Source organism: Mycolicibacterium sphagni (genome assembly GCF_002250655.1).
Lineage (GTDB): Bacteria > Actinomycetota > Actinomycetes > Mycobacteriales > Mycobacteriaceae > Mycobacterium > Mycobacterium sphagni.
The window spans coordinates 1-18,948 of the sequence record NZ_NOZR01000021.1 but is presented as its reverse complement, the minus strand read 5'-3'; the positions used below and the strand labels follow the sequence as shown (position 1 = coordinate 18,948).

Genomic DNA, 18,948 nt, shown 5'->3' with positions numbered 1-18,948 from the left:
GCCCAATCACCCGATTGATGTATGGAATGGAAAGGGAAAAAGTGTCCGAGAGTGAAAATCCGGTCATTGACGCGCCGCAGCCGAAGAGCCACGGGCCGCGGACCAACCAGGACTGGTGGCCGGATCAGGTCGACGTCTCCAAGTTGCATCCGCACTCGCCGTACTCCAACCCGCTCGGCGACGATTTCGACTACGCCAAGGAGTTCGCCAAGCTCGATCCCGAGGCGGTCAAGGCCGACGTCCTGTCGGTAATCACGACCTCGCAGGACTGGTGGCCCGCCGACTACGGCAGCTACGCCGGCCTGTTCATCCGGCTGAGCTGGCATGCCGCCGGCACGTACCGCATCTTCGACGGCCGCGGCGGCGCCGGGCAGGGCCTGCAGCGCTTTGCTCCACTCAACAGCTGGCCGGACAACGCCAACCTGGACAAGGCGCGTCGCCTGCTGTGGCCCGTCAAGAAGAAATACGGCAACAAGCTCTCCTGGGCCGACCTGCTGGTATTGGCCGGAAACGTCGCTCTGGAGTCGGCCGGATTCAAGACCTTCGGCTTCGCCTTCGGCCGCCCCGATGTGTGGGAGCCCGAAGAGGTCCTGTTCGGCGAAGAAGACGAATGGATGGGCACCAACAAGCGCTACTCCGGTGAGCGCGAGTTGGCCGAGCCGTACGGCGCCACCACAATGGGCCTGATCTACGTCAATCCCGAAGGGCCCGAAGCCAATCCGGATCCGCTGTTGGCGGCCATCGATATCAAGGAAACGTTCGGCCGGATGGCGATGAACGTCGAGGAGACCGCTGCCCTGATCGTCGGCGGCCACACCCTGGGCAAGACCCACGGCGCCGGTGACGTCGCTGACCTGGTGGGCCCGGAGCCCGAGGGTGCCGCGATCGAGGCGCAAGGCCTCGGCTGGCAGTGCCCGTTCGCGGGCGGCAAGACCGGGAACACCGTCACGAGCGGTCTCGAGGTGGTGTGGACACCAACGCCGACCAAGTGGAGCAACTCCTTCCTGGAGATCCTCTACGGCTATGAGTGGGAGCTGGTCAAGAGCCCGGCCGACGCATGGCAGTTCCAGGCCAAGGACGCCGAGGCGATCATCCCTGATCCGTTCGGCGGCCCGAACCGCAAACCGACGATGCTGGTCACCGACGTCTCGATGCGGGTGGATCCGGAATTCGGGGCGATCACCCGCCGCTGGCTGGATCACCCCGAGGAGCTCAACGAGGCGTTCGCCAAGGCGTGGTACAAGCTGCTGCACCGTGACCTCGGTCCGATCAGCCGCTACCTGGGGCCGTGGGTCGCTGAGCCGCAGCTGTGGCAGGACCCGGTGCCCGCGGGCCAAGTGATCGACGACGCCGATGCCGCAAAGATCAAGAGCGCGGTGCTGGATTCGGGTCTGTCGGTGCCGCAGTTGGTGAAGACAGCGTGGGCGTCGGCGTCCAGCTACCGCGCCACAGATAAGCGCGGTGGCGCCAACGGTGCGCGGGTTCGCCTTGAGCCGCAGAAGAATTGGGAGGCCAACGAGCCGTCCGAACTGGCCAAGGTGCTGCCGGTGCTGGAGAAGATCCAGTCCGACTTCAACGCCGCGGGTGGCAAGCAGGTCTCGCTGGCCGACGTCATCGTGCTCGCGGGCAACGCCGCGATCGAGAAGGCGGCCAAGGACGGCGGTGTCGACGTCACCGTGCCGTTCACCCCGGGCCGCGGTGATGCCTCGCAGGAGGACACCGATGTGGAGTCGTTCGCGGTTCTCGAGCCGCGCGCCGACGGATTCCGCAACTACGCGCGGGCCGGCGAGAAGGCTCCGTTGGAGCAGCTTCTGATCGAGAAGGCCTACCTCAACGCTGTCACCGCTCCGGAGCTGACAGTGCTCATCGGTGGCCTGCGGGTGCTGGGTGCCAACCACGGTGGCAGCAAGCACGGCGTATTCACCGACAAGGTGGGCGTGCTCTCGACCGACTTCTTCAACAATCTGCTCGACATGAGCACGGTGTGGAAGCCGTCGGAGACCTCTGAGAACGTCTACGAGGGCACCGACCGGGTGACCGGTGCGGCCAAGTGGACGGCGACCGCCGCCGACTTGGTGTTCGGATCGAACTCGGTGCTGCGTGCGTTGGTTGAGGTCTACGCCCAGGACGACAACAAGGAGCGGTTCGTCAAGGACTTCGTCGCTGCCTGGGCCAAGGTGATGGACGCCGACCGGTTCGACGTCTGATCTTCGGCAGTAAGCGAAACCCCGCGGGCATTGCCCGCGGGGTTTCCTTTTTGCTCTGCTTGCGGGCTAGCGGCAGCCGCCCGCGCTGACCCAGCGGCCGTTGTAGCCGATGCAGCCGCTCACTGGCGGCGGCGGTGGCGGTGGTGGGGGCGGTGGATAGTCCTCGGGCAGCGGAGCGTAGTACGCCGGCGGCGGCACATAGGGTGCCATCACGTCGGAGAGGTCGGCGCAGCCACTGACCGTGACTCGCCGGCCGGCGCTGGCGCACACATCGGCGTGGGCCTGTCCGCTGGGCTGGATGGTCACAAAGGCCGCGGGCGCGCCGCTCAGGGCCAGCACTACCGCCCCGGCGATCCCCCAGGTTCGCACCGGATGTCGTTTCATCGGCTTTCACTCCCCTGCATCGGATCCTGCCTCGGACGTGCAGCGGACTATACCGACGCTTGCTATGCGGCAGCCCCGAAACTAGGGCCGGTCGCGGCGGGTGCGTCGCAGCCTGACCACCGCGGCAGCCGCAATCAGCACCGCCAGCACCACGACCCACGGCCAGGCACTGCTGCGGTACACCCATCCGGCGACCGCGCCCTGCAGTCGGCCGGCCGCCGCGATGACCGGATCGGCGGGATTTCCGCCAGCACTGAACAACCGGATCTCGTAGAGGCCGTAGTAGCCGACATAGAGCCCGACCGCGATCAGCACCGCGCCGCTGATCCGGTTGACGTAGGGCAACAGCGAGCGCATCCGGTCGACGAGCGCGGTGCTGGTCAAGGCGATGCCGACGGCGAGCACGCCCACCACCAACGCCAGGCCTGCGGCATAGGCCGCATAGACCAGAACGCCGGCGGCCAACGAGCCGGTGCGCAGCGTACTGCCGGTGACCGCCAGGAACGGCCCGATGGTGCACGACAACGACGCCATGGCATAGCCCACCCCGTAGCCGAACATCGAGCCCAGTCGCGCCGTCGGAGCCCACCGCCCACCGAGGCCCGCCGGATTCCAATTCAGTTCACGACCGGCAATCAGCCACATGCCCAGTGCGACAAGGCTGATACCGATGACGACGGTTGCGTACGGCAGATAGCGCTGCACGACGCCGGCGACCGGCACCGTCAACAGCCCGAACAAACCGAACACCGCGAGGAAGCCCAAGGCCATGGCTGCGGTCGCCGCCAGCGCGCGTCCTACCGCCGCGGTGCGGCCCGGATCTGCACCCTCGCCGCGGACGACAAGCGTCAGGTAGGCCGGCAGCATGGCGAAGCCGCACGGGTTGAAGGCTGCGACCATCCCCGCGGCTAGCGCCAGTCCGGTCAGGTTTGCATCCACCGGCTCAGGACACCAACGCGCGCACCCGGTCGCTGAGCTCCTGCTCCGACATCGCCGAGGTCGGGTTGTTGACGAACGTCGACGTCCCGTCGGGACGGAGGAACACATACGCGGGCTGCCACGGCACGTTGAACCGCGCCCAAATGGATCCGTCGGCATCGTTGAGGTTGGTGAAATTCAGGTTGTACCGCGACACGAAGCCCTGCATCTGGCCGACATCGGAGCGTGCGGCCACGCCGACGAAGGTGACTTTCGGATTCGCCGCCGCGACCTGACTGACGTTCGGGGCCTCCTGATTGCAGAACGGGCACCATGGGGTCCAAAACCACAGCACCGCCGGTTTGCCCTGCAGGCTGGCGCCGTTGAAGGGGGCACCACTCAGCGTGGTGCCGGTGAACGCCAACTGATCGTCGGCGAGGGCCGCCGGTGACGCGGCAACTCCAACGGTGAGCGTGGCCATCACCACGGCCAATGTTCGGATCCAGCGTTTCATGGCATGACCTCCTGGCCGTCAGAGCGGACCGCTCTAGGTATCACGGTTACCCGAGGCCTCCTGGTTCAATCGGGCGTTGACAGTTTACGTGACGTAACGGAACATAATTCGGGTGACAGCACCGGATCGCCGCCTGACGGCGGTACGCCCGGAGCCGGTCCGCGGCCGGCCCAGGAACCCGCGCACCGACTCCGACATCATGGCGGCCACCCGTCGGTTGCTCACCGACGTCGGATACGACCAGGTGTCGATGGAATCGATCGCACGCGCCGCCGGCGTCAGCCGCCCCACCATTTACCGGCGCTGGCCATCCAAGGCTCATGTGGTCTTCGAAGCGGCGTTCGGAACCGACAGTGGCACAACCGGATTGCCACGGTCAGGAGACTTTGAGACAGACCTGCGGGAGTTCGTCCGCGGCGCGGTGGCCTTCTGGCGCGAGCCGGTGGTCGAGGCCGCAACGATGGGCATCCTCGCCGAACGCCGCCGTGACTCCGAATTGCACATCCGCACACAGCAGTTGCTCGACGACAGGATCCGCGCCGAGCTGGGCGCGCTGATCCGCGACGGTGCCGAGCAGGGCGTGGTGCGGCCCGACATCGACACCGACACGCTGTTCAACGTGTTGGTCGGGACGACCTTCTACGGCGCACTCGTCGACGGTCGCGATGACACCGACCGTCTGGTCGACACACTCTGCTCCCTGGTCATGCAGGGCGCGCAGGCACGAGAAAAGGAATGACATGTCCCACGACGAAAAGACGGCGGCCCAAGACGAATTGTCGACGGCCTTTCACGAACTGCTCGACGAGCTTGGTGCGCTAGAGCGCAAGTTCCTCACGGCCGAGCCCCCACTCGAGGAGGCCGACATCCTCGACGGATACCGGCTGACGTTCAGCCTGCTGCGGGTGGCGGTCGACACCTACGTCTGGGGCGACAAGGACAACCCGCGGTTTGTCGACGTCATCGGTCCCTATCAGCGATGGGGCGGCGACAACTCCGACGCCTTCTACCAACTGGCGCCGATCGACCCCGCTCGAACCTACCGGGTGACCGGGAACCGGGGCGATTCGGTTTATCTGTCGATCACCGTGTACGGCGGTCCGGACGACGGCCACTACAGCAACCGCATCGTCGCCACGATGAACGACCGCTCCCTGGACTTCGACGACGACGGCAACTTCGAATTCACCATCAGCCCGGACCCGCAGCCGGGCGCCTGGCTCAAACTCGAGCCGGATGCCGTCGTCGCACTGACCCGCGACTATCTGGAGAACCCCGAAACCGACCGGCGCGTCCAGTGGAAGATCGAGGCCGTCGACCCGCCGGCCCGAAACCTTGGCGACCGTGCCGACCTCATCCGCCGTCTGCGTTCGGCCAAGACCTGGCTCAACGACCAGTACTCGTTCATCCCGACCCGTGTCGAGCCGCCCAACGAGATCGCCGAGCCCTACCCGGTGCCCCAGCAGACCTTCGGGTGGGCCGCCGGTGACGCCGCCTATGCGATGGGTGCCTACGAACTGCAGCCCGGCCAGGCGTTGATCATCGAGGGCACTTCGCCGCCGTGCGTGTTCTGGAACCTGTGCCTGTGGAACCCGTTCCTGCACACCTACGACTACACCTACGAGCGGGTGACCATCAACAGCGCGCATGTCGCCTACGAGCCCGACGGGTCGTGGCGAATCGTGGTGAGCGACACCGATCCCGGCCACCCCAACTGGGTGTCGACGGCGGGCCGCACCAAGGGCCTGATCTGGCTGCGCTGGTTCCTGCCCGAGGAGACTCCGAAGCGGCCGGTCTGCCGGGTGGTGGACGTGGCTCAAGTAGTTGGGGGCCTGGCATGACCCTTGGTGTACAGCGACCCAAACCCATCAGGCTCACAGACCTGGCCAACCCGGTGTTCCCCGAGGCTGCGCAGCCGATGCGCGAGGCGCTCGCGGGCTACGGGTCTATCCTGCAACTGAATTCAGAGGCGTTGCTGGCTGCGGCAGCTGAGCGCACCGGGCTCGACGGCTGGGGGGACGACGGATTCCGCGACCGTCTCGACGTGCTGACCGGCTCGTTGCGCGAGGAGACCGGGCTGTCCGACGTGGGCGTGGCGGTGGTCTTCGAACAACTGGTCGGCAACCTGGTCAACCGGCTTCGGTTCGAGGCGCTCATCGCCGAGCATCCCGAGATCGAGGACGTCGAAATCAAGCGGCCGATCATCATCTGCGGCCTGCCCCGCACCGGTACGACCCACCTGCACAACCTGATCGCCGCCGACCCCAACCTGCGCTACCTGCCGTACTGGGAAAGCCTGGAGCCCTTCCCCGGCCCCGGCGAAGATGAGTCCACGCGCCGCGATCGATGTTCGACCGGCCTGGATTTGGTCGATACGTCGATGCCCGAATTCAAGCGTATGCACGACATGACCGTGGACCATGCGCACGAAGAAATCCAGCTGCTGGCCAACGATATCTCGGGCATGCTCTTCGAAACCACCTACCACATACCGACATTCGCCGCGCACTACAAAGCACACGACCAGGGGCCGTCGTATGCCCACCTCAAGCGGCAATTGCAGGCCATGCAATGGCTGCGTGGCGGAACTCGCTGGGTGCTGAAATCCCCGCAGCACCTCGAGCAGTTCCCCACCCTGTACGCTACCTTCCCTGACGCGACATTCGTTGTGACGCACCGTGATCCGGTCGAGGTGACGCGCTCGATGCTCACCATGATCGTCTACGCGTCCCGAATGGCCTGCGCGCAGCCCGACCCCGCCAAGATCGCGCGAATCTGGTTCGACCGAGCCAACGACCTGTTCAGCGGATGTCTGCGTGACCGCGACGTGCTTCCGGTCGGTCAGTCGATCGATGTTCGCTTCACCGATTTCATGGCCGACGAGCAGGGCACCCTGTCGGCGATCTATGACCTGGCCGATCAGCCCTACGGTGACGACGTGCGGGTTGCGATGGCCGCGTTCACCGCCGCCCACCCCCGTGGACGCTACGGCGAGGTGATCTACGACCTCGCCGATGTGGGACTCGACCCGGCGGAGGTGGCCGAGCGGCTGAGCGCTTACCGGGACCGGTTCATCGGCTGACACCAGCTGCCGCGGGACGCTGGGCGGCGCCGCCGAATCCGTCGGCGCACCGGCGCACCCGTGCTCAATTTTCTGACAGCGCTTGCGCGCCGTGCCCGGTTAGCGTCGCGGAAGTGCCACGAAAGCATGCAGTTCGGCATACGCCGTGACCAGCGCCGCGGTGGAGAACCGCCGATTCCGCCCGCTGGGGTTGGGTAGTACCCACGCCGTGGCCCCGGCCACCGTCTGGTCCTGCAGACCCCAGCCCACCGCACCCGTGCCGAGTACCACCGACACCGCGGGCTTGCCCAGGAAGGCCAGCACCCGAGGGCCGAACGTCCGCATCTTCGCCTCGAACGACGACAGGGCTTGCCGAATCTCGAGCGCCGATACTTCGCGGGCTTCCGATGTCGGCCGCGTCACGACCGCAGTGATGCCGCACCCGTATGTCAGCAGCGTGCGTTCCTCGGCAGGCGCCAACTGCCGGTCGGTGAACCCAGCGAGATGGATCGCCGACCAGAACCGGTTGGTGGGGCTGGAGAAGTTGTATCCGTCGGCGGCCGCCGTCAGCGCCGGGTTGATGCCGCAGAAGACGACATCCAGACCCCTGGCCAGGATGTCTGGCTGATATCGATCACCACGATCACGCATCAAGAAGGAAGTGAAGCATGAGTCAGAAGGACAAGGAGGTCGTGCCCGAAAACGAGCTAGCTCAGCGTCCGACCCGCGACAGTCGGGCCAACCGCGTGCGATCGACCAGGACGCAGCCGTGCACGTCGGCCAGTTGTTCGGCGGCCTTGGTGTAGCGGTGGTTGGACACCACCATGGTCCTGGCGCAGTCGTGCACGGCCGCACCGGCCACCACCTGCTGGACCGCCGAACCGTTGACCACTCGGCTCTGCCGCTTGCACTGCACTGCGGTGCGGATGCCATCGCGGGTTGCGATCAAATCGACGCCGAAATCACCTGTTGCTCTTGTCATTTCGATGGCGTAACCGGCACCCCGCAAGACGGCCGCGACATAGTGTTCGAATTCCACACCCGTCATCTCATCGACGGCGGCCAGTCCGGTGGCGCGATAAAGCGCATCACGCCTGGTGTTTCGGCGATGATCGAGCCAGGCCAGCAGCGCCCGCCACGCGCACACCACCATGGCGACCGCACTGAGCGCGGCCAGCGCCCACACCACCTTGTTCAGCAGGCCGACGACCACCAATAGCACTGCGGTGACAACCCACAACCCCAGCCACTGCAGTGCCGTCCTCAGTGCGGCCGCGTCCTCGCGCACGGCGCCACCGTAGCGGCGGCGACCGACACGACGGTGGCCGACGAGGCACAGCGGCCAAATCGTGACCCGTTCGCATCAGGTTTGGCGCAACGGCGGCAATACAGTTCTCGGATGCTCGCGATTCTGCGCTTCAATTTCGCCTCCCCCGGGGGTACACCCGGTGTTCAGGGCGAATTGCTCTCCGCGGCATTGGAGTTGGCGCAGTTCGGGGACCGGCACGGAATTGCCGCGATCAGCGTCGACGAGCACCACGCCACCGGGCACGGCTGGAGCTGCAATCCGGTCATGATCGCGGGGATGTTTCTGGCCCGCACTGCCAACATCTTCGCCAGCATCGACTGCGCACTCGGGCCGCTGTGGAACCCGGTTCGGATGGCCGAGGACATCGCGCTGATCGACGCCATGAGCCGCGGCCGACTGCACACCACCGTCGGCCTGGGCTACCGGGAAGTGGAGTACCGAACCCTCGGTGTGGACTTCGCCCGCCGCGGCGAACTGATGGACCAGCTACTGGAAACCATGCTGGCGTCGTGGACCGCAGGCTCGACGGTGGTGTCGGGCACCTGGAGCAAGCCGCATCCACCGCTCTATGTGGGCGGCGGCGTGCGGGCCACCGTTCGCCGGGCGGTTCGCTTTGGGCTGCCCCTGAGCCTGCCCGACCATCGTCCCGACCTGGCGGAGTACTACGCCGAGCTGTGCCGGGAGGCCGGCCTGCGGCCATTCGTACTGATGCCGCCGGCAGTCAACCGTGGGATGGTCTACCTGCACGAAGACCCGGAGCGAGCCTGGGCCGAGCTCGGCGGGCACATTCTGTGGGAAGCGGTCACCTATGGTGCGTGGTCCGACAACCCATCGCGCTCATTGATGCATCTGCCCGGCGTTCAGAACCTGGACGAAGTACGGGCCTCCGGGAGGTACCGATTCCTCACGCCCGACCAGCTGATCGACGAGGTGCGCGCGTCGGCAAACTACGGCCCGATCGTCATGCATCCGCTGGTCGGAGGCATGCCGGTGGAGGAGGCGTGGAAGTCGGTAACTCTGCTTACGGACGAGGTGCTGCCCGCCCTGCGTTAGCCGATCCGGCGGTCGACGTTGCCCGATCCCGCGGATCGGGCCGAAAACTGCGTTCTTAACAGAGTTTTAGCCGCTGCTCCCGGTCACCTTAGATTTGCCGCATAGCTTAAAGGTCAGGTTGAGGCAGCCGTCAGGCCGCCACACACGCACCAAGACCGAATTGAGGCAGCCCATGACGAGCTTCACGTCGCGATACGGCAACCCCGCCACCGACTACAAGGGCGCCCATATCCGAGCACACTCCCGCCACGTCGCGACCGTCGTCGCGGTAAGCGGGCGCATCGATTCGGCCAACGTCGACCACATCGCCGAGTGCGCGAAGAGACTGGTTCTGGCCGACAAGCCCTTCGTCCTCGACCTCGCCGGTGTCAGCTCGTTCACCCCGCAGTCCATCCGGTTGCTGTGCGACATCGACGACGCCTGCTCCTCGGTAGGTGCAGAGTGGGCCGTGGTCGCCAGCGACGCGGTCAATCGGCGTCTTCGTCGCGACAGCGACGTGGTGTTCCCCGTCGTCGGCTCGGTCGCCGAGGCTGAGCACGAGTTCGACGACGCGATCCTGAGCCGTCGCCGCATGCTGCTGCCCCTGCTCAGCAAGACTGCGTAGTCGACTTAACTATTTGGGCGCCGCTTCGGTGCCGGGTTACCCTTGCTGACGTGGGCCAGTTAACGAATGTGATCGCCGCCGCCGCGCTGGCCGTGGCGGGCTGCGCGGCAAGCTCGGGTATCGCCATCGGCGACCCGTCCACTACCCCGTCCACTACCCCTGGGCCCACACCCGCATCGACATCGGCACCCGACGCACCGACGGGACCCGCCCCCGGGCCGACATCGTCGCCGACATCCCCCGCGCCCTCGACTCCCGCGGGTGCGGCGCCGGCCGGCGGGCCCAAGACCTCGATGGACCAGGACGGCACCTACAAGGTCGGCGTCGACATCGTGCCGGGCAACTACTCGACAGCCGGACCCACCGAAGGCAATGCCTGCTACTGGAAGCGGACCGGCGGACCCGACGGTCAGACCAGCCTGGACAACGGGCTGACCAAGAAACCGCAGATCATCCAGATCGATCCCGGCGACGCCACCTTCAAGACCGACGGCTGCCAGCCGTGGACGCTGACCGATGCCCCGGTGCCTGCCGCGGCCGGCCCGTTGATGTCACAGCTTCAACTGCGGCACTACCTTGACCAGCTCAACGGGTTGTCCGGGCAATCCGGCAACGGTCAGCTGCCCCCGTACTGAGCTCGATTGTCTCGCTCCTCCTCCGCCTCGTTCCTCGGCAGCATCGGCGGCCCGCTAGGTGGCGCCGACTCCCCAGTGCAGCACCCGTGAGGTGAACAGCACCAGGCCCAGCGACACCGCCGCCACCACGACCAGGCCGATGACGGCCACGACCAGCGGTCGCCAGCCGGCCTTGCCGAGCTCGCGGAAGTTGGTGTTGAGCCCGACCCCGGCGAACGTCAGCAGGAATGCCCACTTCGACACGTTGCCCAAGTTGGCGACCTGCCCCTTGGACAGCCAGCCGGCCGTGGCGATCGCCGACACCGCCAGGAAACCCAGCACGAACTTGGGGAACTTGTCCCAGACGAACCTGGCCTTGGCCCCGAACCCGGGCGCGATCTGATCAGCCTCGCCCCGCGAGGCCCAGTACAGCGCGAAGCCAAGCACGACGAATCCGATCAGTGCGTTGCGGACCGACTTCACCAGCACGGCAAGCTTGCCGGCCTGTTCGGAGTACAGGTAACCGGTCGCTGTTGTTTCGGCGGTGTTGTCGACGGCCAAGCCCGCCCACAGGCCGAACTCGTGATCGGTGAGCCCCAGTGCGTGACCCAGGATAGGCAGCGTGAACAGGGCGACTGCACCCAACGCCAGGATCGCCGCGATCGCGTAGCCGACGTCGGAGTTGCGGGCCCGGATGGCACCCTTGGACGCGACGATCGCGGAGACGCCGCAGATCGAGGTGCCGATGGCCAGTAGTGAACCCAGCTTGCCGGACAGTCCGAACAGCTTCGCGGCGAACAGGATGATGGCGCCGGCAACGACCATATCGACGAGAATCTGGACCAGCGAGATGCCGCCGAGCTTGATCATGTCGCCCAGCAAGAACCGGGCGCCGAGAGCGACGATGCCGATCTTCAACCAGAACTCATAAGTCTGCACGCCCGGCTTGAAGATCCGGTGCACACCGATGGTGTTGGTGATCAGCAGACCGATCAGGATGGCCCACAACACGAACTCAATATCGGGAACCGTCCAGTGTTCCTTCTTGGCGATCGCCAGCCACCAGATCTCGGAGTACTTCCCCAGCAGGCCGATCGCGATCAGCAGCAGCACACCGGGGACGTATTCCAGCAGGTTGCGGCTGGTGAAGATCGGCTCTTCCTCGGTGGTCCGGGCGAGGTCAGTCGTCGTCATCTGGTCACCACGGAATCTTGGGAAGGATGTTGGCTACGGCAAGGACCACGAAGACGCCGGCCACGATGGTTGCCCACCAGTCGACGCCGATGTTGAAACGATTCCGGCTGGCTTGTCGGTCGTCAAAGCCTCCGCCGGGCTGAGTGGATTCGGCCACGGTTACCTCTCGCTAGCGTTGTGCCTACGTCGCAGATGTTGGCGATCGTGCGGCCGGCTGACCAGCAATGCGCTCGCGATGATTTTCAGATGTGCTGCCTACTTGGCAGTGCCCGGCGTCGGCGGTACCGGCGGCGGGCAGGCTTCGTGGTCCTGCAGCTCCTCGCCGCCGGCGCCGTTGTCGACGTCGGCGCGGTCGGCCAGGATCACGAAACCGGGCCGGCCGGCGGGACCGGTCGTGCCGACCACCACCAGCGTGTACAACCCCATGTCGGCGCGCGCTCCAGGCAGGCCGTCGGCCAGCAGGGTGAACGGGTTGGCGTCCAGATCGGTGCCGTCGACGGCCATCGCCCAGTAGGTGTGGCCGACCAGCGGGACCGGAAGAGGTTGCCACGCCGGGCCGATGGCGGCGGCCGCCTCACGCAGTGCGTCGTGCACATCGGCACGCACACAGTCGATGTGGATGTGCAGCTGGTTCTGGCTGCGGGACACCGCGGAATTGATCGCCAGGCTCATCCACTCCCGCGCGATCGTCCCCCCGGCTCGCTGCTCCACGAAGGCCCGGGCCCGCCAGGCCTCGCCGAAGTAGTTCGTCGCGCCCGGCTCCAGCAGTTCGGGGCTTTCTATTCCGGTGAGACGGGCCGTGGGGAGAAGCAGGTACTGTCGCTCTCCCACGATGTCTTTTAACACCACGAAGCCGGCGTCTTCGCCGCGGCTGAGATCGACGCGCGAGCACGGTGCCGGGTCGTGGTGCTGCTGCTCGTCGACGACGCACTGGTCATGGACGATCGTCCACAAGGCGTTCGGGTCGGCCTCGGCGGTCGCGGATCCGAACAGTCCGATGGCCAATGCCGCCGCCAGCGGCGCGCAGCCGCGCAGATGTCGCACGGCCACACATTAGCCGGACCACCCGAAACCGCATCTGCGGATTCAAAGCGGGGACTCGGCCGCAGATGCGGACGTCATCGGCTACCATTCGGCCGTGGCGATGCTGCGGATCCGGGAAGCCGCCGAGTTGCTTGGCGTCAGCGACGACACGATCCGCCGATGGATCGACGACGGCGAACTGCCCACGGGCAGCGATCTGTCCGGCCGCAAGACCGTCGACGGTGCCGCGCTCGCCGCCTACTCCGGTGAGCACACCGCCGCGGCCCCGAAAGATCCGTTGTCCATTGCCAGCTCAGCCCGCAACCGGTTCGCCGGGCTGGTCACCAGGGTGGTCACCGACACCGTGATGTCGCAGGTGGAAATGCGGTGCGGTCCCTTCACCATCGTCTCGCTCATGAGCACCGAGGCGGTGCGTGAATTGCATCTCGAACCGGGGAGCGTTGCGGTGGCCGTCGTCAAGGCCACCACGGTCATCGTCGAGACGTCAGGAGAATCATGATCAAACGGTTGGTGCCGGTACTGGCCGCGGGTCTGCTCATCGCAGCCAGCGCAGGATGTAGCTCGTCGTCGCAGTCCCCTGCACCGGCGGGGCAGCAGAAGATCATGGTGTTCGCCGCTGCGTCGCTGAAGCAGACCTTCACCAAGATCGGCGATCAATTCAGCAAGGACAATCCCGGTGCCTCCGTGGAGTTTTCGTTCGCGGGTTCCTCTGACCTGGTGACTCAGCTGACCCAGGGCGCCCACGCCGACGTCTTCGCGTCCGCCGACACCAAGAACATGGACAAGGCAGCCCAGGCGGGCCTGCTGGCGGGCTCCCCCGTCAACTTCGCGTCCAACACGCTGACCATCGCCGTCGCGCCCGGAAACCCCAAGAGCATCAACGCCTTTCAGGATCTGACCAAACCGGGCCTGAATGTGGTGGTGTGCGCCCCGCAGGTGCCGTGCGGATCGGCCACCCAGACCGTCGAAACCAAGACCGGGATCAAGCTCACCCCGGTCAGCGAGGAGTCCTCGGTCACCGACGTCTTGAACAAGGTGACCAGCGGTCAGGCCGACGCAGGCGTGGTCTATGTGACCGACGCTGCGGGCGCCGGTGACAAGGTCGCCGCGGTGTCCTTCCCCGAGGCGGCCGGCGCGGTCAATACGTATCCGATCGCCACTCTCAAGGGGTCCGGGAATTCCTCTCTGGCGCAGAAATTCGTTGATACGGTGACCGGCCCGGCTGGTCAGCAGATCCTGACGCAAGCCGGATTCGGCAAACCCTGACGCGGGGCCGGAGCCGCTGGGCCGGCGACACTGAAACTCGTGGCAGGCTCGACACGTGAACCTGCCGCGCCCCGATGTCGACACCCCGCACCTGGCCGACGTGGTGCCGTCGGTCCTGGCGGCGATGGGGGTCGGCGGATTCGAGCCGCGCATTGATTTAGCCGACTCCTCAGCGGCCCGCTTCGCTGCGCCGCATCGTCATTTGGCGGATCTTGCCGAACCGGTAGCCGGGGCGTGTGTTCTGTTGATCGACGGTCTTGGCGCAGAGCTCCTCGACGCTCATGCCGAGGATGCTCCAGTACTGGCGGGGCTGCCCGGACGCACACTGCACGTGGGTTTTCCGTCCACCACCGCGGCCGGGCTGGCCGCGGTGGGCACCGGCCGGCCTTCGGGCGGTCACGGCATGGTCGGCTACACGTTTCGCCTGCCCGATGTCGGCCTGATCAATGCGTTGCGCTGGCGGCCGCACCCATGGGGTGAAGACCTGCGAGAGGTGTCGGTACCCGAGCGAGTTCAGCCGCTGGCAACCAATTTCGAGCGGGCGGAATCGGCCGGCGTCGCGGTCAACGTGGTGTCCGGCGCCGAGTTCATCGGCTCGGGCTTGACCCGCGCGGTGCTGCGCGGCGGGCGCTATATCGGCGTGCACGGCCTCGGCGACCTCGCCTCAGAGGTCCGTGTCGCGGTGGCCGGCCGCGGATTCTGCTACGGCTATCACGGTGATCTCGACCTGCTCGGCCACGTGTACGGCCCGGGCTCGTTGGCCTGGCGGATGGAACTGCGACAGGTGGACCGGCTGGTGGAATCCATCGTCGAGGGCCTGCCGCCGGGTGGTCTGCTCGCGGTGGTCGCCGATCACGGCATGGTGGCGGTGGACCCCGTCGGCACCGTCGACCTCGATGCTGCCGCAGCACTGCTCGAGGGCGTGGTCGACATCGGCGGCGAGGTCCGCGCCCGGCACGTCTACGTGCGCGAGGGTGCGGCCGACGATGTGTTGGCGGCGTGGCGCGAGAACTTGGCCGATCAGGCTTGGGTGGTCTCCCGCGACGAGGCGATCGCCGCCGGCTGGTTCGGTGGCGCCGTCGACGACCGGGTTCGGTCGCGGATCGGTGACGTGGTGGCCGCCGCGAAAGGCCGGGCGGCGCTGGTGCGACGGACGGTCGAACCGATGGAGTCCGCGTTGCTCGGTCAGCATGGGTCGCTGACCAGCGCCGAGCAGCGGGTGCCGCTGCTGCTGGCCTACGGCTGAGCCGTGTCGTCGGTGAGCGCGTTGAGCAGGCCGTCGGCGGGCGCGTCCCAGCGGTCGAGGTTGACAGCCGCCGACAGTGGGCGTCGCCGCAGCGGTCCGTGTCTCCCCCTCGGCCAGCCGACCACGACGTGACCGGCGATCAGCCACCCGTCGGGCACGCCGACGGCGTGGCGCAGGAGGTCGGCTCCGCCATAGGAAGCCCATCCGGTTGGGCACGCGCCGAGGCCCTGCGCGCGGGCGGCCAGCAGGAAATTCTCCATCGCCGGGAAGATCGAGCCGCCGAGAAGCAGCTCGGAGGCGGTCGGATAGTGTTGCTGCGCGAACAGCACTGAGGTGAATTCGCCTGCGCGGTCGTGTAATTCATAGGTGGCGCGGTTGTTGCGCGCCTGCCTGCTGGTGTCGTCGGGTGCGGGGCGGCTCATGCCGTACACCGGCTCGATGACTTCCAGCGCCCGCGCGGCCGCTTCGGCCACGATCGCCCGTTGCTCGGGCGAGCGCAGCACGACGAATCGCCAGCCCTGCGCGTTCGCGCCCGAGGGGGCCCACGTCGCGGCCTGCAGACAGCGACCCAGGGTCGCGTTGTCGACCGGTTCGGAGGTGAACCGCCTGATGGTTCTTGCGGTCGACATCACGTCCCAGATATCGCTGCTGGTGGCTCTCACCACGCAGACTCGCGAAGCCGGGCCTTGTGCCGATACATGTCGACGTCGGCCTTGCCGATCAGTTCCTCGGCGTCGTCGGCCGGTCCATGCGTCCATCCGACCGAAGCCGTGAGATGGAAATCGTCGGCGGCGCCGGGATACCGTCCGGTCATCGCCGCGCAGACGGTCGTGGCCAGGTCGGCGACCACCGCGTCCCGCGACGCGCCGGGGACTAGGACGACGAACTCGTCACCGCCGAGCCGGTACACCGAATTCGGTTCGGAAACAGCATCTTTCAACCGTCGCGCAACCTCGACCAGTACCATGTCGCCGGCCGCGTGCCCATGCATGTCGTTGACCTGTTTGAAGCCGTCGAGGTCGATGAAGATCAGGCCGACAGGACCGCACTGGTGTTCCTCGATCCGGCCTACCAGAGCGTGCCGGTTGTAGAGGCCGGTGAGCCGGTCGGTCCCCACTAGTAGGGCCAGTTCGCCTTCTGCGACCCGGCGGGCTGTCACGTCCTGGAACTGGGCGATGATCACGTCCTCGACGCCGTACTCGTGCCCTGGCGCCAGAACGGCATTGCGCTGCACCCAGATCGTCGTACCGTCGGGGCGAAGGTAGCGGTGTTCCGCGGAGATCTGGGCGACCTCACCGGCGACCAGCCGGCGGTGTTGCTCCATCGCGGCCGCCAACTCGTCGGGGTGGACGAAGTCGCGGTAGGTCGAGCCGGCCAGATCTTCGGAGGTGCAGCCGACGAGCTGGCACAGCGCGGGATTCACCATCAGGGCGTGACCGGTGGTTGTCAGGACCGCCTCGCCGAAGGGTGCATTGGCCATCCTGAGCTGAAAGAGCCGCAGGGCCTCGTCACGGGCCTCCTCGGCCTCGACCCGCGCCGTCACGTCAATGGCCTGGACGATGAAGCCACGGACCTCGCCATCGATGACATCGGGAATATAGGACGTCTGGAAGTGCCGCTGCGTCCGGTGGGTGTCCACCATGGCGGACTGGAAGATCTGCGGCTCGCCCGCGAGGGCGGCGTCCACATACGGCTGGATCTGCTCGAACACCGTCGCACCCGTGATCTCGACCATGGGCTTGCCGTGCATCTGGTCGGGTGTCAGCCCGACATAGTCGAAGTAGGAGTGGTTGGCGAAAACGTTGCGTAGCTGGCGGTCCCAATATCCGATCATCGCCGGCAAGCTATCGAAGAGCAGACGCAGGCGGCGGAGTTCTTCGGCAGGGTCTGATGGATCAGCGGGCGCCAATGCGTCCCCCCAGGGTTGCGGCGGCGGGTTGTTAGAGTGCCTGGACAGATCAAACACTGGTCACCCAACTTACATGCCGCTTGGTGACCGAGCTGAGCGCGTGCTGGAATCTGCGTCGTGATTGTTCTGCTCCCGCCGTCGGAGACCAAACGCAGTGGCGGCGACGGACCCCCGCTGCAGTTGGGCGAGCTCGGCAGCCCGGCGCTGGGCCCGCTGCGGCGGGAGTTGGTCGGCGAACTCGTCGCGCTGGCGTCCGATCCCACTACGTGCCGCCGGGCGTTGGGTATCTCACCGGCGCAGGACGCCGAGATCGAACGCAATGCCACTCTGCTGAGCTCCCCGACCATGCCGGCCATCGACCGCTACACCGGGGTTCTGTACGACGCACTGGATGTCGAGTCGCTTCGAGGTGCTGCCGCCGCGCGCGCCCGCGCCCGGCTGGCCATCGGCTCGGCTCTGTTCGGACTTCTTCGGGCCGACGACCAGATCCCCGCCTACCGGCTGTCAGCGTCGTCCAAACTCCCCGGCAGCCCGACGCTGGCCGCCCGATGGCGTCCCGTACTCGAGCCAGTGCTTGCCGAGCTGGCCGCCGCCGAACTGGTGGTAGACCTGCGGTCGGGGTCCTACGCGGGGCTGGGCAAGCTGGCCGACCCGGTACGCGTCGACGTCCTCGCCGAACACGCCGACGGCCGTCGGACCGTCGTGACGCATTTCAACAAGGCGCACAAGGGCCGCTTGGCCCGGGCGCTGGCGACCACCCGATCCGATCCCGGTGATGCCGCCGCCGTCGCCGCCGTGGCTCGGCGGGCCGGTATGCACGTGGAACGAGCGGGCAACGAGCTCACCGTCATCGTTGCGGCATGACCGGTGTCAGGATGGTGGGCGTGAGCACCCGCTGGCAGAAGTCGACGGCACCGCGCGGCGAGGACTACGACGCCCGGTGGAAGTCGCTGGCCGACGCCGGCCACAACATCCACGGCGAGGCGGATCTCGTCGAAGGCCTGCTGCGGGAATCCGGCGGCGGCTCGGTGCTGGACGCGGGATGTGGCACGGGCCGGGTGGCTATCGAACTGGCCAACCGCGGGATATCAGTGGTCGGCGTCGACGCCGACGCCGGGATGCTGGCGGCCGCGCGGGCGAAGGCACCGCAGCTGAGCTGGATCGAGGCTGATCTCGTCGACCTGAGCGCAGCGCGACTCGACCCCGTCGACGTCGTCGTGCTGGCCGGCAACGTGATGATCTTCCTGGAACCGGGTTCGGAGGGATCAGTCCTCGCGCAACTGGCGGCCCGGTTGAGGCCGGGTGGGCTGCTGGTTGCCGGGTTCTCGGTGCGCCCGGACCGGCTTTCTCTACAGCGGTACGACCACGCGGCCGCCGAAGCCGGCCTGATACCCGTGGCGCGGTGGGCTACGTGGGATCGCAAGCCGTTCGACGGCGGCGATTACGCCGTCTCGGTACATCGGTTTCACGGTTCGCCAGCCTGACGGAACTGTCGGCGGTGACAAATCTGAGAAAACCGGGGGTGGCCAGTGCAGAAAGCGTTCGCTAGGCTCGTTATCCGGCACCGCTAGGCCAACATTGAGATCGTTGCTGGCGAGCGTGCGGTATCGGGGCGGGCAAGGAGG

Annotated in this window: 22 protein-coding genes; 12 read left to right on the top strand and 10 right to left on the bottom strand. The window is 66.8% G+C overall.

The features are described from left to right. The first annotated feature begins 17 nt into the window (after positions 1-17). The gene (katG, locus tag CG716_RS21580) at positions 18-2,207 is read left to right on the top strand and encodes a catalase/peroxidase HPI (RefSeq protein ID WP_094483159.1); all 2,190 of its coding nucleotides are present in this window, start codon (positions 18-20) and stop codon (positions 2,205-2,207) included. Positions 2,208-2,273: 66 nt separating this feature from the next. On the opposite strand, the gene CG716_RS21575 is transcribed toward katG, so the two are convergent. From CG716_RS21575 to CG716_RS21565, 3 genes are all read right to left on the bottom strand, one after another. Next, positions 2,274-2,576, bottom strand: a complete 303-nt coding sequence (locus tag CG716_RS21575) for a hypothetical protein (protein ID WP_410431221.1) — start codon at positions 2,574-2,576, stop codon at positions 2,274-2,276. Between the two features lie 96 nt (positions 2,577-2,672). After that, positions 2,673-3,530 carry a cytochrome c biogenesis CcdA family protein gene (locus CG716_RS21570; RefSeq protein ID WP_094483157.1) on the bottom strand — a complete coding sequence of 286 codons (858 nt, stop codon included), beginning with the start codon at positions 3,528-3,530 and terminating at the stop codon, positions 2,673-2,675. Between the two features lie 4 nt (positions 3,531-3,534). Next, entirely contained in the window at positions 3,535-4,023 is a 489-nt protein-coding gene (locus tag CG716_RS21565) for a protein disulfide oxidoreductase (RefSeq protein ID WP_094483156.1), read from the bottom strand. 112 nt (positions 4,024-4,135) lie between these two features. Between CG716_RS21565 and CG716_RS21560 the strand changes: the two genes are divergently transcribed. From CG716_RS21560 to CG716_RS21550, 3 genes are read left to right on the top strand one after another with little or no spacing between them, the layout of a single operon-like run. Next, positions 4,136-4,762 (top strand): TetR/AcrR family transcriptional regulator, encoded by a 627-nt coding sequence (locus CG716_RS21560; protein ID WP_234817946.1) that lies wholly within the window; start codon positions 4,136-4,138, stop codon positions 4,760-4,762. A 1-nt stretch (position 4,763) separates the two neighbouring features. After that, complete coding sequence (locus CG716_RS21555; protein ID WP_094483155.1) at positions 4,764-5,864, top strand: DUF1214 domain-containing protein; 1,101 nt, start codon at positions 4,764-4,766, stop codon at positions 5,862-5,864. After that, the gene (locus tag CG716_RS21550; protein WP_094483154.1) at positions 5,861-7,105 is read left to right on the top strand and encodes a sulfotransferase family protein; all 1,245 of its coding nucleotides are present in this window, start codon (positions 5,861-5,863) and stop codon (positions 7,103-7,105) included. The genes CG716_RS21555 and CG716_RS21550 overlap by 4 nt, the downstream gene beginning before the upstream one ends. Positions 7,106-7,204: 99 nt before the next feature. Here the strand turns inward: CG716_RS21550 and mug are convergent, their stop codons facing one another. Together mug and CG716_RS21540 are read right to left on the bottom strand one after the other, a co-directional pair. After that, entirely contained in the window at positions 7,205-7,735 is a 531-nt protein-coding gene (gene mug, locus CG716_RS21545; protein WP_094483153.1) for a G/U mismatch-specific DNA glycosylase, read from the bottom strand. Between the two features lie 61 nt (positions 7,736-7,796). Then, positions 7,797-8,372, bottom strand: coding sequence for a restriction endonuclease (locus tag CG716_RS21540; RefSeq protein ID WP_234817945.1), 576 nt, complete (start codon positions 8,370-8,372; stop codon positions 7,797-7,799). A gap of 111 nt (positions 8,373-8,483) precedes the next feature. Between CG716_RS21540 and CG716_RS21535 the strand changes: the two genes are divergently transcribed. The 3 genes from CG716_RS21535 (at position 8,484) to CG716_RS21525 (ending at position 10,685) form a co-directional block, all read left to right on the top strand. Further along, the gene (locus CG716_RS21535) at positions 8,484-9,446 is read left to right on the top strand and encodes an LLM class flavin-dependent oxidoreductase (RefSeq protein WP_094483152.1); all 963 of its coding nucleotides are present in this window, start codon (positions 8,484-8,486) and stop codon (positions 9,444-9,446) included. 172 nt (positions 9,447-9,618) lie between these two features. Then, positions 9,619-10,050: an STAS domain-containing protein gene (locus CG716_RS21530; protein WP_094483151.1), complete on the top strand. Its 432-nt coding sequence runs from the start codon at positions 9,619-9,621 to the stop codon at positions 10,048-10,050. Positions 10,051-10,100: 50 nt separating this feature from the next. Further along, a complete protein-coding gene (locus tag CG716_RS21525) occupies positions 10,101-10,685 on the top strand; it encodes an Rv1352/Rv1906c domain-containing protein (protein ID WP_234817944.1) in 585 nt (194 codons plus the stop codon). A 54-nt stretch (positions 10,686-10,739) separates the two neighbouring features. Here CG716_RS21525 and CG716_RS21520 read toward each other — a convergent pair whose 3' ends face one another. The 3 genes from CG716_RS21520 to CG716_RS21510 form a co-directional block, all read right to left on the bottom strand. Continuing rightward, positions 10,740-11,858 carry a YeiH family protein gene (locus CG716_RS21520; RefSeq protein ID WP_094483150.1) on the bottom strand — a complete coding sequence of 373 codons (1,119 nt, stop codon included), beginning with the start codon at positions 11,856-11,858 and terminating at the stop codon, positions 10,740-10,742. A 4-nt stretch (positions 11,859-11,862) separates the two neighbouring features. Continuing rightward, positions 11,863-12,015 carry a hypothetical protein gene (locus tag CG716_RS30285; protein ID WP_165774232.1) on the bottom strand — a complete coding sequence of 51 codons (153 nt, stop codon included), beginning with the start codon at positions 12,013-12,015 and terminating at the stop codon, positions 11,863-11,865. Positions 12,016-12,113: 98 nt separating this feature from the next. Continuing rightward, positions 12,114-12,902 carry a CDP-diacylglycerol diphosphatase gene (locus tag CG716_RS21510; RefSeq protein ID WP_234817943.1) on the bottom strand — a complete coding sequence of 263 codons (789 nt, stop codon included), beginning with the start codon at positions 12,900-12,902 and terminating at the stop codon, positions 12,114-12,116. A gap of 100 nt (positions 12,903-13,002) precedes the next feature. Here CG716_RS21510 and CG716_RS21505 point away from each other — a divergent pair, with 100 nt between their 5' ends. Genes CG716_RS21505 through CG716_RS21495 form a run of 3 tightly spaced genes read left to right on the top strand, consistent with a single transcriptional unit; the run spans position 13,003 to position 15,414 of the window. Beyond that, positions 13,003-13,401 (top strand): TOBE domain-containing protein, encoded by a 399-nt coding sequence (locus CG716_RS21505; protein ID WP_207760739.1) that lies wholly within the window; start codon positions 13,003-13,005, stop codon positions 13,399-13,401. Then, complete coding sequence (modA, locus tag CG716_RS21500; RefSeq protein ID WP_094483148.1) at positions 13,398-14,168, top strand: molybdate ABC transporter substrate-binding protein; 771 nt, start codon at positions 13,398-13,400, stop codon at positions 14,166-14,168. The genes CG716_RS21505 and modA overlap by 4 nt, the downstream gene beginning before the upstream one ends. A gap of 55 nt (positions 14,169-14,223) precedes the next feature. After that, complete coding sequence (locus CG716_RS21495) at positions 14,224-15,414, top strand: alkaline phosphatase family protein (protein WP_094483147.1); 1,191 nt, start codon at positions 14,224-14,226, stop codon at positions 15,412-15,414. Here CG716_RS21495 and CG716_RS21490 read toward each other — a convergent pair. Then, on the bottom strand, positions 15,405-16,043 hold the full coding sequence (locus tag CG716_RS21490) for a nitroreductase family protein (RefSeq protein WP_094483244.1): 639 nt from the start codon (positions 16,041-16,043) through the stop codon (positions 15,405-15,407). The two genes, CG716_RS21495 and CG716_RS21490, sit on opposite strands and share 10 nt — an antisense overlap. Positions 16,044-16,072: 29 nt before the next feature. Further along, complete coding sequence (locus CG716_RS21485) at positions 16,073-17,380, bottom strand: diguanylate cyclase domain-containing protein (RefSeq protein ID WP_272938282.1); 1,308 nt, start codon at positions 17,378-17,380, stop codon at positions 16,073-16,075. Positions 17,381-17,440: 60 nt separating this feature from the next. Here CG716_RS21485 and yaaA point away from each other — a divergent pair, with 60 nt between their 5' ends. Together yaaA and CG716_RS21475 are read left to right on the top strand one after the other, a co-directional pair. Further along, the gene (yaaA, locus tag CG716_RS21480) at positions 17,441-18,187 is read left to right on the top strand and encodes a peroxide stress protein YaaA (protein ID WP_094483145.1); all 747 of its coding nucleotides are present in this window, start codon (positions 17,441-17,443) and stop codon (positions 18,185-18,187) included. Continuing rightward, a complete protein-coding gene (locus CG716_RS21475; protein WP_234817942.1) occupies positions 18,184-18,807 on the top strand; it encodes a class I SAM-dependent DNA methyltransferase in 624 nt (207 codons plus the stop codon). The genes yaaA and CG716_RS21475 overlap by 4 nt, the downstream gene beginning before the upstream one ends. Positions 18,808-18,948: the final 141 nt, after the last annotated feature.